This window comes from Leifsonia naganoensis, assembly GCF_013410615.1.
Classification (GTDB): Bacteria; Actinomycetota; Actinomycetes; order Actinomycetales; family Microbacteriaceae; genus Leifsonia; species Leifsonia aquatica.
In genome coordinates, this window is sequence record NZ_JACCHJ010000001.1 from 801,946 (window position 1) to 815,382 (window position 13,437).

General features: G+C 72.2%; 11 protein-coding genes and 1 pseudogene. 1 reads left to right on the forward strand and 11 read right to left on the reverse strand.

Features of this window, described 5'->3' with window-relative positions:
* Positions 1 to 27: 27 nt before the first annotated feature.
* From HNR14_RS21465 to HNR14_RS03870, 5 genes and pseudogenes are all read right to left on the reverse strand, one after another.
* Positions 28 to 1,017: an ATP-binding cassette domain-containing protein gene (locus HNR14_RS21465; RefSeq protein WP_425485047.1), complete on the reverse strand. Its 990-nt coding sequence runs from the start codon at positions 1,015 to 1,017 to the stop codon at positions 28 to 30.
* A 72-nt stretch (positions 1,018 to 1,089) separates the two neighbouring features.
* Positions 1,090 to 1,566, reverse strand: a pseudogene (locus tag HNR14_RS21470) (ATP-binding cassette domain-containing protein); the annotation flags it as partial.
* Positions 1,567 to 1,866: 300 nt separating this feature from the next.
* Positions 1,867 to 3,342 carry a malate:quinone oxidoreductase gene (locus HNR14_RS03860; protein ID WP_021759090.1) on the reverse strand — a complete coding sequence of 492 codons (1,476 nt, stop codon included), beginning with the start codon at positions 3,340 to 3,342 and terminating at the stop codon, positions 1,867 to 1,869.
* 86 nt (positions 3,343 to 3,428) lie between these two features.
* Entirely contained in the window at positions 3,429 to 3,872 is a 444-nt protein-coding gene (locus HNR14_RS03865; protein WP_179699960.1) for a DUF1801 domain-containing protein, read from the reverse strand.
* Positions 3,873 to 3,936: 64 nt separating this feature from the next.
* Complete coding sequence (locus tag HNR14_RS03870) at positions 3,937 to 4,359, reverse strand: hypothetical protein (RefSeq protein WP_179699961.1); 423 nt, start codon at positions 4,357 to 4,359, stop codon at positions 3,937 to 3,939.
* Positions 4,360 to 4,445: 86 nt separating this feature from the next.
* Between HNR14_RS03870 and HNR14_RS03875 the strand changes: the two genes are divergently transcribed.
* Complete coding sequence (locus tag HNR14_RS03875) at positions 4,446 to 5,087, forward strand: MerR family transcriptional regulator (protein WP_179699962.1); 642 nt, start codon at positions 4,446 to 4,448, stop codon at positions 5,085 to 5,087.
* A gap of 73 nt (positions 5,088 to 5,160) precedes the next feature.
* Here HNR14_RS03875 and HNR14_RS03880 read toward each other — a convergent pair whose 3' ends face one another.
* The 6 genes from HNR14_RS03880 to HNR14_RS03905 form a co-directional block, all read right to left on the reverse strand.
* Positions 5,161 to 6,231: an aspartate-semialdehyde dehydrogenase gene (locus HNR14_RS03880; protein ID WP_179699963.1), complete on the reverse strand. Its 1,071-nt coding sequence runs from the start codon at positions 6,229 to 6,231 to the stop codon at positions 5,161 to 5,163.
* A 96-nt stretch (positions 6,232 to 6,327) separates the two neighbouring features.
* Positions 6,328 to 7,614, reverse strand: coding sequence for an aspartate kinase (locus HNR14_RS03885; protein WP_179699964.1), 1,287 nt, complete (start codon positions 7,612 to 7,614; stop codon positions 6,328 to 6,330).
* Positions 7,615 to 7,720: 106 nt separating this feature from the next.
* Entirely contained in the window at positions 7,721 to 8,317 is a 597-nt protein-coding gene (gene recR, locus HNR14_RS03890) for a recombination mediator RecR (protein WP_021759103.1), read from the reverse strand.
* 3 nt (positions 8,318 to 8,320) lie between these two features.
* Positions 8,321 to 10,840 (reverse strand): DNA polymerase III subunit gamma and tau, encoded by a 2,520-nt coding sequence (locus tag HNR14_RS03895; protein ID WP_179699965.1) that lies wholly within the window; start codon positions 10,838 to 10,840, stop codon positions 8,321 to 8,323.
* 46 nt (positions 10,841 to 10,886) lie between these two features.
* A complete protein-coding gene (locus HNR14_RS03900) occupies positions 10,887 to 12,131 on the reverse strand; it encodes an acyl-CoA thioesterase/BAAT N-terminal domain-containing protein (RefSeq protein ID WP_343064406.1) in 1,245 nt (414 codons plus the stop codon).
* Positions 12,128 to 13,429 (reverse strand): acyl-CoA thioesterase/bile acid-CoA:amino acid N-acyltransferase family protein, encoded by a 1,302-nt coding sequence (locus tag HNR14_RS03905; RefSeq protein ID WP_343064407.1) that lies wholly within the window; start codon positions 13,427 to 13,429, stop codon positions 12,128 to 12,130. Before HNR14_RS03905 ends, HNR14_RS03900 begins: the two co-directional genes overlap by 4 nt.
* Between the last annotated feature and the right edge of the window lie 8 nt (positions 13,430 to 13,437).

Sequence of the window (13,437 nt, forward strand, 5' to 3'; positions counted from 1 at the left end):
TCATTCGAACATATGTTCGAACGATCGTCAAGCGGCGCGCAGGGCGATCTCCTCCCCGTCCCACCGCGCGCGGAGCCAGCGGTCGTGGCTGGCGACCACGACCGCTCCGGGATACCCGCCGAGCGCCTCCTCCAGCTCCGTCGCGAGCGCCAGCGAGAGGTGGTTCGTGGGCTCGTCGAGCAGGAAGAGGTGCGGTGGCCGGGCGAGGATGAGCGCGAGCGCGAGCCGACGCTGCTGGCCGACCGAGAGGGCCCCGACGGGCCGGTCCAGATCGCGCGGGGCGATCAGCCCGAGGCCGACGAGCGGGACGCTCTCGGCCCGCCGCTCCCCCAGCGCCGCCTCGTAGACGGCGCGCGGCGAGGCAGCGGGGTCCGGGAACCGCACGTCCTGCTCCAGCAGACCGACGCGCAACCCGCGTCGGCGCCCGACGGTGCCGGACGCCGGCTCCAGGCGGCCCGCCACCGCGGCGAGGAGGGTCGACTTGCCCGCCCCGTTCGCGCCGGTGACCAGCACCCGCGACTGCGGCGCCACGTCGAAGGACGGCACCTCGAGCCGGCCCGGGATGCGGAGACCGCGCGCGTGCACGAGCAGCCCGCCGTCCTCCGCGAGCGGCTGGAACCCGGTCGGGATCCCGCTGAACCGCAGCACGGGCGGCGGCTTGCGCACCTGGGTGCGTTCGAGATCCTCCCGGCGACCCGTCGCGTTCTTGATCCGGCGGCTGATCTGCTTGTCCAGCGCGCCGCCCTTGAACGACTTGGCGAACTTGTCGTTGTCGCGCACCTTGCCCGACCACGCGATCGACCGGGCCGTGACGTCGGCGGCGAAACGCAGCGCAGCCAGCTCGTCCTGCTCGTCGGCGAACTGCTTCTCCCACCGTTCCCGCTCCGCCGCCTTCGCGGCGAGGTAGTCGCTGTAGCCCCCGCCGAACGCGACGGGGCCGCCGCGCGCCGGATCGATGTCGAGCAGGCCGGTGGCGACGCCGTCGAGGAACGCCCGGTCGTGGCTGGCGAACAGCACCGGACCGTGCCACTCGCGCAGACGGCGCTCGAGGAACGCGGCGGCCGCGTCGTCGAGGTGGTTCGTCGGCTCGTCGAGCAGCAGCGCGTCCGGCTTGCCGAGCAGGAGCGCCGCGAGGGCGAACCGGCTCCGCTGGCCCCCCGAGACCTCCCCGAGGCGCCGGCCCAGCGGGATCCCGCCCACGCCGAGCCCGGCGAGGAGCTCGTCGCGGCGCGCGTCGATCGTCCAGATCTCGGCCCGCTCGGCGGCCTCCAGCGCCCGGTCGTAGCGTTCGGATGCTCGGGCGTCGCCGTCGGTGAGCGCCGCGGCCGCCGCCTCCAGCTCGCGCTCGATCGCCCGCACGCCGGTGAGGGCGTCCTCGATGAGCATCTCGAGCGTGTCGTCGGGCCGGAACCGGACCTCCTGCCAGAGGAAGCCGACACGCTCCGGGCGACGGATGGTGCCGCCGTCGGGAGCCTCGACGCCCGCGAGCAGGCGCAACAGGGTGGATTTGCCGGCGCCGTTCTCACCGATGAGACCTAGGCGCGAGCCCGGGCCGACGGTGAGGGAGACGTCGGAGAGGATGCGGCGCGCGCCGTAGCTGAGCGAGACGCCGTCCGCGCGAAGCGGAGTGAGTGTGGTGGATGCAGGCATGGATGACCGCCTTCCGAGCGCTCCGGTGTACCGGATTCCCGCCGGGCGTGGTCCGTCGTGAGCGGCGCGCGAGCGCTATGAACGCGATGACCTGTATCGAAGGGTCACCCCACTCGGTCGACGGCGCCTCGGGCGCGGGACGAGAGGAGGTGATCACTTCATAGCGTTGACGACCATAACAGGCCGCCCGCGCCGCTGTCCACCCTCCGGGATGGACTACCGGACGAGATTCAGCGTCGCCGCCGTCTGCGCCAGCACGCGCGCGGCCTCGTCCGGACGGTCGTTGAGCGTGGTCCCGACCGTCGGGATCAGCTTCTCGATCGTCGGCAGCCAGCCGTCGTAGCGGTCCGGGAAGCAGCGCTTCAGGAGGTCGACCATGATCGGCACAGCCGTGGAGGCGCCCGGCGATGCACCGAGGAGGCCGGCGATCGACCCGTCCTCGGCCGCGACGACCTCGGTGCCGAACTGCAGCACGCCGCCCTTCTTCGCATCCTTCTTCATGACCTGGACGCGCTGGCCGGCGGTGATGAGCTCCCAGTCCTCGCTCTTCGCGGTCGGCATGAACTCCTGCAGCGCCTTCAGCTTCTTGGCGCGGTTGGCGAGCAGCTCGCCCGCCAGGTACTTCATCAGGTCGAAATTGTCGCGGGCGACCGCGAGCATCGGGCCGAGGTTGCCGGCGCGCACGGAGCCCGGGAGATCGAACCACGAGCCGGTCTTCAGGAACTTGGGGCTGAACCCGGCGTACGGGCCGAAGAGCAGCGAGGCCTGGCCGTCGACGACGCGGGTGTCGAGGTGGGGCACCGACATCGGCGGGGCGCCGACGGCGGCCTTGCCGTAGACCTTCGCCTGGTGCTGGGCGACGATCTTCGGGTCGCTCGTACGCAGGAACTGTCCGGAGATCGGGAATCCGCCGAAGCCCTTGATCTCGGGGATGCCGGACTTCTGGAGCAGGTGCAGCGCTCCACCGCCCGCGCCGACGAACACGAACCGTGCCTCGACCTCGTGCGGGGTGTGGCCGACCTCGTGGCGCACCTTGATGCGCCAGAGGCCGTCCTTGGTGCGCTTGATGCTGCGCACGCGGTTGTTGAGCGCGATCTCGGCGCCGTTGGCGACGAGGTTGTCCACGAGGGCGCGGGTCAGCGCGCCGAAGTCCACATCGGTTCCGGAGGTGGAGCGCGTCGCCGCGATGCGCTGCTTCGCGCTGCGCTTCTTGGTGAGCAGCGGGGTCCACTCGCCGATCACGGCCGGGTCCTCCGAGTACTCCATGTCGGAGAAGAGCGGCTGCTCCTTGAGCGACTCGTAGCGGCGGCGCAGGTAGCGCACGTTGTCACGGCCGCGCACGAAGGTCATGTGCGGGGTCGGGTTGATGAACGTCTCGGGCGCCGGGAGGTCGCCGGCCTCGACCAGGCTCGCCCAGAACTGGCGGCTGAGCTGGAACTGCTCGTTGATGCTGATGGCCTTCGCGGGGTCCACGGAACCGTCCGCCGCCTCGGGCATGTAGTTCAGCTCGCAGAGAGCGGCGTGACCGGTGCCGGCGTTGTTCCAGGGGTTCGAGCTCTCCTGGGCGACTTCGCCCAGGTTCTCGTAGATGCGGATGCTCCAGTCGGGCTGCACGCGCTGCAGGAGCGCTCCGAGCGTCGCGCTCATGATGCCGCCGCCGATGAGGACCACGTCGATGGGAGAGTTGCTCACCGTACGATCTTACGGTGCCCTCGGCGCATCCCCTGATTTCTCCCGGGAAAGTATCTCGATGTCGAGACAATTCGGAGGCGGTTGACTCAGTTCACCCGCTCGTAGATCGAGACGAACCGGGAGACCGGGAAGGCGGCCACGGTCTTCGCGACGAGCGGGAGGTCGACGTCGGCGAGCGAGCGGAACCGCACGCAGCTCTTGCCCATGTCGAGCCTCCTCCCGCCACGCGTCCACTCCTTTCGGAAGCTGCGCTCCTCGGCCGAGTCGCTGTAGAGCGCCATCAGGTACAGCGACGTGTAGTGCTTCTGGGCGGCGAGACTCACGTACGCCAGCGGCTGCCGGTTGTAGGTGTCGGGGAACGTCTCCAGCGGGACCACCCAGCCGGGCATCCGCCACTGGACCCCGAGCCGGTAGCCGTCGGGCATGGCCGCGGCGACGGTGTCGAACACGGGCTGGAAGACCTCGCGCCGTTTCGGGGGCAGCGCTTCGAGGTACTCGGCGACCTCGGCGGGCAGTGGTTCGGCGCGCATGCGATCAGGGTAGCCGTCGGCGATCGCCCCGTGGAGGGGTGCGTCACCCTGCCGCGCGGGACGGTCAGCCCACCGCGCCAGCTCCGGCCACGATGAGCGCGACGCCCGCGACGATCAGGCTGATCGTCAGCACGGCGAACCCGACCCAGACGAGGGCGATCACGCCGCTGGGCCGCTGCGGGTCGCGCCCCAGGACCGAGAGGAAGAAGCCGCCCGGGATGAGGATGGCCGTCGCCAGCACGCCGATCGCTGCGAGGTGCATCCATCCCGTGACTCCGGCCGCGTCCAGCAGCACGAGGACGACGAGGCCGAGGATGACGAGCACGCCTGCGTGGGCATGGCCGGCGCGGAAGAAGCTCTTCTGCAGGTCATTCGCCCCCTGCTTGCCCGTGACGACGCGCAGCATGAAGGCGCCGCCGTAGGCGATCCCGATGACGGTGAGCAGGACGACGCCCGCGGTGATGGCGCTGGCTGGTTGGAGCAGCATGATCCGCCTCCTTGGATAGTTGAAGTATCCAAAGATTAGATAGTGCTACTATCCATGTCAAGGGTCTCTGAAAGAACGGCGACGGCGTGCGGATCTCCGAACTGGTCGAGCGGACGGGTGTTCCGCTCGCTACGCTCAAGTTCTACCTGCGCGAGGGGATGCTGATGCCGGGCGCGGCGCTCACAGCCACGCGCTCCGAGTACGGCGAGGAGCATGTGCGCCGGGTTGCGCTGATCCGGGCGCTGTCCGACGTCGCCGGCTTGCCGCTGCAGCGGGTGAAGACCGTGCTGGGGCTCATCGACTCCCCCGCCGGCTCGCTCTTCGAGTCCCTCGGCAGTGCCGTCGCGGCCCTGCCCCCATACGCCGACGACGTCGCGGACGGCGAGCAGGAGCCGACGGCTCCCGAGTATCCGCGGGCCCACGCCGCGATCACGGCCCTCGGGCAGGTGTACGACCCGCGCTTCGCGGCCGTCGCGCAGCTGGAGCGGGCGCTGGCGGCCGTCGAGACCGCGGGCATCCCGATGACGGCCGACCGTCTCGACGTCTACGGGGCACACGTGCGCGCCATGGCGGAGTTCGACCTCGCGCGGATGCCCGAGGGCGGCCGGGAGGAGCAGCTCGGGTACGCCGTGCTGGGCACCGCGCTCTACGAGCCCGTCATCGCCGCCCTACGTCGACTCGCCCACCAGGACATCGCGGCACGTCAGCTCTCCGAGGGCCCCGCCTGACGCAGCGACATTCGTCACGAATGTCGGGAAAGCGCTGCGCTTTCCCGACATTCGTGACGAATGTGCCGCGTGCTCAGGCCTGAACCGGAGTGGAGAGCCGCTCGGCGACCAGCTCGGCGATCTGCACCGCGTTCAGCGCGGCACCCTTGCGGAGGTTGTCGTTGCTGATGAAGAGCGCGAGGCCGCGACCGGCCGGCGCGCCCTCGTCCTGACGGATGCGACCGACGAAGCTCGGGTCCTTGCCTGCGGCCTCGAGCGGGGTCGGGACGTCGGTGAGGACCACGCCGGGAGCCGACGCGAGCAGCTCCTCCGCACGGGCCGGGGTGATCGGCTCGGCGAACTCGGCGTTGATCGACAGCGAGTGGCCGGTGAAGACCGGGACGCGCACGCACGTGCCGCTGACGAGCAGCTCGGGCAGGCCGAGGATCTTGCGGCTCTCGTTGCGGAGCTTCTTCTCCTCGTCGGTCTCGTTCAGGCCGTCGTCGACGATCGAGCCCGCGAGCGGGATGACGTCGAAGGCGATCGGGCGCACGTACTTGACCGGCGCGGGCAGGGCGACGGACGAGCCGTCGTGGACGAGCTGGAGAAGATTCTCGTCGGCGACCGCGGTGCGGACCTGGGTCGCGAGCTCCTCGGCACCGGCGAGTCCGGAGCCGGAGACGGCCTGGTAGGTGCTCACGGTGAGGCGCTGGAGGCCGGCCTCGTCGTGCAGGACCTTCAGCACCGGCATGGCCGCCATCGTGGTGCAGTTCGGGTTGGCGATGATGCCCTTGCGCGCGTCGGCGATCGCCTCGGGGTTCACCTCGGAGACGACGAGCGGGACGTCCGGGTCCATGCGCCAGCCGCTGGAGTTGTCGATGACGATGGCACCGGCCTCGGCGAAGCGCGGCGCGTGGGCCTTCGAGCCGGTGGCGCCGGCGGAGAAGAGCGCGATGTCGACGCCGGAGACGTCGGCGGTGGCGACGTCCTCCACCGTGATCTGCTCGCCGCGGAAGGGGAGCGTCGTGCCCGCCGAACGCGACGATGCGAAGAAGCGGACGGACGCGGCCGGGAAGGCGCGCTCCTCCAGCAGCCGGCGCATCACGCTGCCGACCTGGCCGGTCGCGCCGACGACGGCGATGTTGAGTCCAGTGGTCTCGCTCATGGTGGTGGCCCCTTCGGGTCGATGGTCTTGGAGGGTCGAACGTGATGTCCGCCGCGGCCATTCCCTCGCGGGCGGCCGGCGGCGGGCCGGGATCCCCTAGCGGCCGGTGCCGGCGTAGACGACGGCCTTCTCGTCGCCGTCGAGGCCGAACGCGGTGTGGATGACGCGGGCGGCGTCGGCGACCGTGTCGGCGCGGGTGACGACCGAGATGCGGATCTCGCTGGTGGAGATCATCTCGATGTTGATGCCCGCGTCGTAGAGCGCCTCGAACAGGCGGGCGGAGACGCCGGTGTTGGTGCGCATCCCTGCGCCCACGAGCGCCAGCTTGCCGATCTGGTCGTCGTACTGCAGCGACTGGTAGCCGACCTCGTCGCGCTCCGCCGTGAGGGCGGTGAGCACGCGCTGGCCCTCGGACTTCGGGAGGGTGAACGAGATGTCGGTCAGGCTGGTCGCGGCGGCGGACACGTTCTGCACGATCATGTCGACGTTGGCGTTGGCCTTCGCGACGATCTTGAAGATCTGCGCCGCCTTGCCGGGCACGTCGGGAACCCCGACGACGGTGATCTTCGCCTCGCTCAGATCGGTGGCGACTCCGGAGATGATCGGCTCTTCCACGGTTCCATCCTTCTTCGCGGCCTCGGCCGCAGCTGCTTCGTTGAGGACGTACGTGCCCTCCTTGTTCGAGAACGAGGAGCGCACGTGCAGGGTCACGTTGTGGCGGCGGGCGTACTCGACCGCGCGGATGTGCAGGACCTTCGCGCCGGCGGCGGCGAGCTCCAGCATCTCCTCGCTGGTGATGCGGTCGATCTTGCGCGCCAGGGGCACCTGACGGGGGTCGGAGGTGAAGACGCCGTCCACGTCGGTGTAGATCTCGCACACCTCGGCGCCGAGCGCGGCGGCGAGGGCGACGGCGGTGGTGTCGGAACCGCCGCGGCCGAGGGTCGTGATGTCGCGGGTGTCGCGGTTGAAGCCCTGGAAGCCGGCGACGATCGCGATCGCGCCCTCCGAGAGGGCGTCCTGGATGCGGCCGGGCGTGACGTCGACGATGCGCGCGGCGCCGTGCTGCGCGTCGGTGATCATGCCCGCCTGGCTGCCGGTGAAGGAGCGGGCGTCGTAGCCCATGCTCTTGATCGCCATGGCAAGGAGCGCCATCGAAATGCGCTCGCCCGCGGTGAGGAGCATGTCCAGCTCGCGCGGGGCGGGGATCGGGGTGACCTCGTGCGCCAGATCGACCAGCTCGTCCGTCGTGTCGCCCATGGCGGACACGGCGACGACGACCTCGTTGCCGGCCTTGCGGGTCTCGACGATGCGCTTCGCGACGCGCTTGATGCTCTCGGCGTCGGAGACGGACGAACCGCCGAATTTCTGCACGATAAGGGCCACGGACACTCCTGGACTGACGGGTTTCCCATCCTACCGTCCGGGTGCATGCCCCGATCCCCATATGACGACACGGCGTGGGGAGGGACTCGGCGCCGCTTGCTGCGGGTCAGGAGACCTGGCGGCGGCCTTCGAAAGCGCGACCGAGCGTGACCTCGTCGGCGTACTCGAGGTCGCCGCCGACGGGGAGGCCGGAGGCCAGCCGGGTGACCCGGATCTCGAGTGTGGTCAGCAGGCGGCTGAGGTAGGTGGCCGTCGCCTCGCCCTCGAGGTTGGGGTCGGTGGCGATGATGACCTCCTGCACGGTGCCGTCGGCCAAGCGCTGCATCAGCTGCCGGATGCGCAGGTCATCGGGGCCGATGCCGTCGATCGGGCTGATCGCACCGCCGAGCACGTGGTAGAGCCCGCGGAACTCGCGGGTGCGCTCGATCGCGACGACGTCCTTCGCCTCTTCGACGACGCAGATGAGCTCGGGCGAGCGGCGCGGGTCGCGGCAGATGGTGCAGGTCTCCTGTTCGGAGACGTTGCCGCAGATCGCGCAGAACCGGACCTTGTCGCGCACCTCGAGCAGCACCTCCGCCAGCCGGGTGACGTCGAACGTCTCGGTCTGGAGGATGTGGAACGCGATGCGCTGCGCCGACTTCGGGCCGATGCCCGGCAGGCGGCCGAGCTCGTCGATCAGCTCCTGGACGATGCCTTCGTACACCGGTTACCTCATCCCCATCGTGGGCGGGGCGTCGATCTCTTCGATGAACGTCGCGCCGAGCAGCTCGCGCACGACGGCCTCGCCGTAGCGCTGCGGCTCCTGGAAGGTGGGCGTGCGGGCACCGGTCGCGGCCGCCGAGCGCTGCGCGGCGGGAGCCGGGGCGGCGGAAGGAGAGGTGGTGGAAGCGGCGGGCGCGGATGCGGGGACGGACGCCGCGCGCGCGGGCGGCGCCGAAGGGGGCGAGGCAGGAGCCGGGCCGTCCGTGGAGGCAGGGGCGACCGACCAGTCACCGGCGGGCTCGTCGGGCGTGGGCGGCTCGAAGGGCGGCTCGGTCTCGTCCGGCGGCACGTCGTCGAAGGGCGGCTCGTCCGCCGCGGGAGCGGTCGGCGCGGGCCCCTTCGGGGTGGCCGGGGTCGCGGCCGGGCGCGTCGGCGCGGGGGCGGCGGCCGGAGCCGCGGGGCGCTCCATCGTCGCGACAGCCGTGGCGGCGGGAGCCGCACCGGCACCGGGGATGCTCACGATCGCCCAGTCGGTGACCGGACCCGTCGGCGCGGACGCCTCGGGCGCCTTCGGGGCTGCGGCCTGCTCCGTCCGCGGAGCGGAAACGGCAGGGGCAGCATTCGCTGGCGCGGGGGCAGGGGAGGAGGCGGACGCCGCGGGAGCCGACTGACCGGCGGCGTTGGCATCGCCCGGCCACGTGTCGGCGACCGGAGCGGTGGGGGCGCCGGCACCGGGGCGCTGACCGCCGCCGGGACCACCGTCGGCGCGCGCGATGAACTTCACGCGGATGCCGAGGATGTCGACGATCGCCTGCCGGAGGTACTCGCTGACGCCGGGGGTGCCGGGAGCCTGCGACTGCCGGAAGCTCTGGACGTCGTTGTCGCTCGGGAACGACAGCGTGAGCACGTCGCCGTCGAGCGCGCGGACCTGGGCCGTGAAGACGACCATCCAGGCGCTGCGCTTGGCGCGCTGGACGGCATCCAGGATCTGCGTCCAGGAGTCCTTGACCTGCTGCGTGGTGACGGGCCCGACCGGGGCGGGGGTCACAGCGGATGCGGGCGCGGGCGCAGCGGGTGCGGGCGCAGCCTTCTCCGCGGCCGGAGCCGCCTTCTCGGCCGTGGGCGCGGGCTTCTCCGCAGCGGGAGCCGTCTCGGCCGGAGTCGAAACGGCGGGAGCGGCCGGAGCCGGTTCAGCGGGAACCGCCTCGGCGCTCGGACTCGAGACCGGCGCCGACGCCGCGACCGGCTGCGGAGCCGCAGACGCGCGCACGGGAGCAGCAGGGGTGGCGGCCGGGCGCACCGGAGCCTCGGGCGCGGCGGCCCGGGAGGCTGCCGCAGCCGCTCCCCCGTCGCCGTCGCTGACACCGACACGGCGTTCCAGGCGCTCGACGCGGGCGAGCGCACCGCGCTCGGAGGCGTCGCTCGACGGGACCAGCACGCGGGCGAGCAGGAGCTCGAGGTGGAGTCGGGGCGAGGTCGCGCCCGTCATCTCGGTGAGGGCGGCGTTGACGATGTCGGCGGCGCGGCTGAGTTCGGCAGCGCCGAACTTCATGGCCTGCATTCCCATGCGGTCCAGCTCGTCCTGCGGCACGCCGCGGAGCACGGCCGCGGCGCCGTCGACGCTGGTCGCGGCGACGACGATGAGGTCGCGCAGGCGCTCCAGCAGGTCCTCGACGAACCGGCGCGGGTCCTGTCCGGTCTGGATGACGCGGTCGACGGCGGCGAACGCGCCGGCCGCATCCCGCGCCGCGATGGCGTCGATGACCTCGTCGAGCAGGGCGGCGTGGGTGTAGCCGAGCAGGGCGACGGCCCGTTCGTACTCGATGGCCTCGCCCTCGGAGCCGGCCATCAGCTGGTCGAGCAGCGAGAGCGTGTCACGCGGCGAACCGCCGCCTGCGCGCACCACCAGCGGCAGCACACCGGGCGCGACCGTCATGCCCTCGCTGTCGCACAGGCTCTGCACGTACTCGAGCATCTGCGCGGGCGGCACGAGCCGGAACGGGTAGTGGTGGGTGCGGGAGCGGATGGTGCCGATGACCTTCTCGGGCTCCGTCGTCGCGAAGATGAACTTCACGTGCTCCGGCGGCTCCTCGACGATCTTGAGCAGTGCGTTGAAGCCCTGCGGCGTCACCATGTGCGCCTCGTCGAGGATGAAGATCTTGTAGCGGTCGCGCGCCGGGGCGAAGATCGCGCGCTCGCGGATGTCGCGCGCGTCGTCGACGCCGTTGTGGCTGGCGGCGTCGATCTCGACCACGTCGAGGGATCCGCTGCCGTCACGGCTGAGCTCGACGCAGCTCGCGCACTTTCCGCATGGGGTGTCGGTGGGACCCTCCGCACAGTTGAGGCAGCGGGCCAGGATGCGGGCCGACGTCGTCTTACCGCAGCCGCGCGGACCGGAGAAGAGGTAGGCGTGGTTCACGCGATTGGTGCGCAGCGCCGTCATCAGCGGCTCCGTCACCTGCGATTGGCCGATCATGTCGGCGAAGGTGTCGGGCCGATATCGGCGATAGAGAGCGGTTACCACTCCCACATGCTACTTGCCGCCGCTGACAATCGGGCGGGCGGGCGGGTCAGTGACCGGGGACGGTGGAGGGCGCCGTCAGGGCCGCCGCGATCGCCCGCCACACGGCCTCCCGCCCCCGCTCCGTCGCCTGCGCCGCAGCGCCGTCCGGGAGGTTCAGCGGAGTGTATGGCGGGGTGTAGAAGAGGTGCTCCGCACCGGCGGCCCTGACGTAGGTGTCGCCCGGTCGCGCCGGCCACAGGCGCGCCGCCTCATCCATCCACGTGCATCCGTTCGTCAGCTGCTCGTCGCTCCCCGCGCAGCCGAGGACGACCGGTCCGCGGATGCGTCCGAGATCGAGCACGGACGACGCCCGCACGTCGGTCGTGCCGGTCGTGCAGGGGACCCACGCGCCGCCCACGGTGATCGCCGGGTTCGGGACCGGGGACGGGCACACCAGACCGGTCGTGCCTCCCGGGGCGATCGCGCCGTAGACCAGCCCGGGATGCGCGACCGCGAGCCAGAGCGCGAGCTGCGCGCCGCGCGAGGTGCCCATGACGAAGATGCGCTCGTCGTCCACGCCCGGCTGCGACTTCAGCCAGTCGACGGCCGCGAGCAGCCGCTCGGCGGGGACGGTGCGGCGCGGCTCGAGCTGCCCGGCGCTGCCGAACGTCGAGAGGTCGAGGGCGGGGTATCCCATCGCCGACAGGGTCGCGGCGGCGAGCACCCCGGTCGGCGTACCGGGGTCGGTCCCGTCGAGGACGAGTACCCCGGGGCGGAGGCCCTCCGGGCGCAGCACGGGCGCGAAGTAGTCGGCGCTCAGCCCGTCGTCGAAGACCGCTGCCGCGGGCGCTGCGGCGGTCAGTCCCACCCGCTGCACGTGCGTCGACGCCACGCGCAGGCCGCCGATGGTCGCGCTCAGGCCGACCGAAACCGTCGCGCCGCCCCAGGTCTGATCGGAGGTCGCGGCGCCGCCGTCCGCGCGCCGCATCGTCCAGAAGAGGCCCATCGGATCCGCCCCCGAGAACGGCGCCTCCACGGGCGCCTGCCGCGCCAGATCCACCTCGCCGTCCGGAGGCACGGCGTACACGGCGTGGGACGACCAGGTGCCGCCCGTCTGCGCGACGGCGGTGATCGTCACCCGTCCGCCGGGCGGGAGCCCGTGGAGGCTGATCCGCGCCGGCTCCCACACCCCCGTCGGGTTCGCCTCGACGACGAAGCGCGGTCCGCCCGCACGCGCGGTCGTGCAGCCGGCCAGCGACGCGAGGCCGAGGGCGGCGACCGCGAGGGCCGCGAGGATCCGGGAGACCCTCACGAGCGCGTCGCTCTCAGGACGATCTGGGCCACGGCGTTCCAGAAGGCGACACGCGCCTGCTCCGTCGCCTGCGCGTCCGCGCCCGAGCCGGCCGGGGCCTCCGAGCCGCCCTCGGGGAGCGACACCGGCAGTCCCGGCGGCACGGTCACGGCGTGTCCGGCCCGCGGCGCACTCTGGATGCTGTCGCCGGCGCGCACCCCGCGCGCCACGGCGAGCGCGGCCTGGCCGGAGCACGCCGACGGCAGCACCGTATCCCGGGCGCCGCAGGCGAGGACCACCGGGCCGTCCACGCGGCCGAGCGCGATCACCGAGGCGGCGGAGACGGGGCCGGGATCGACGCGGCACGGCAGTCCCGCGCCGTCCTCGAACGCGGGCGCCGTCGATCCGGACGGCAGGCAGAGCAGCTGTGGCGCCCCTCCCGCGGCGAAGACCCCGTGCACTCGCGTCGGGAACCGCGTCGCCGCCCAGAGGGCGAGCGGCTCGGAGACACCGGTGCCGTAGACGTAGAGGTTGCGGGTGTCGATGCCCTTCTGCTCACCGAGCCACGCGAGGGCGCGCTCGACGGTCGTGCTGTCGACGACGCTGGAGGCGTGCACGCCGTCGGGTGCCGACGACACCGGGAGCACCAGCACGGATGCCCCGAACCGGGCGAGGAGCGGCGCCGCGAATCCCGAGGAGGCGCCGGGCGCCGGGTCGTCGAACATCAGGACGCCGGGGGTGATCGGGCGCTCCTGCGTGGTCGCACTCCAGAACTGCGCGACGGGCTGGTCCTCGTGGGTCTCCCGAGGGAACCGCGACGGGATCGCGCCTTGCAGGTCGCGCGTGTACAGCGTGTGCGGCCGCAGCCCGTCGGCGAGGCCCTGCAACTCGAACGTCCGCGACGCGACCAGCCGGTCCGCGTCGAAGGCCGAGAGCGTCACCGGGAGGGTGTCGTGCATCCACTGCGTCGCGAGCGCCGCTCCGGAGAGGTCCGGCCCGTCGAGCGACCAGAACAGGCCGACCGAATCGGGTTCGGCGAACGGGGCGAGCTGGGGGCGGGAGGTGGCGAGGTCGAGCATCCCCCCGGCGGGCACGGTGTAGGTCGCGGACGACCGCCAGGTGCCCCGGTCGTTGGCGAGGGTGGCGACGATCCTCAGCCTGCTGCCCGGCTCCGCGCCGACGAGCTGCAGGGGAACCGGCCAGAGCACCGACGTGTAGTGGATGAGCGGAGGCGTGACGAAGCGCGGTCCGGTCACCCCGTCGGACGTCGTCGCGCACCCGCCCAGGGCGAGGGTGACCGCGGCGATGGCCGCGACCACTCCGCCGA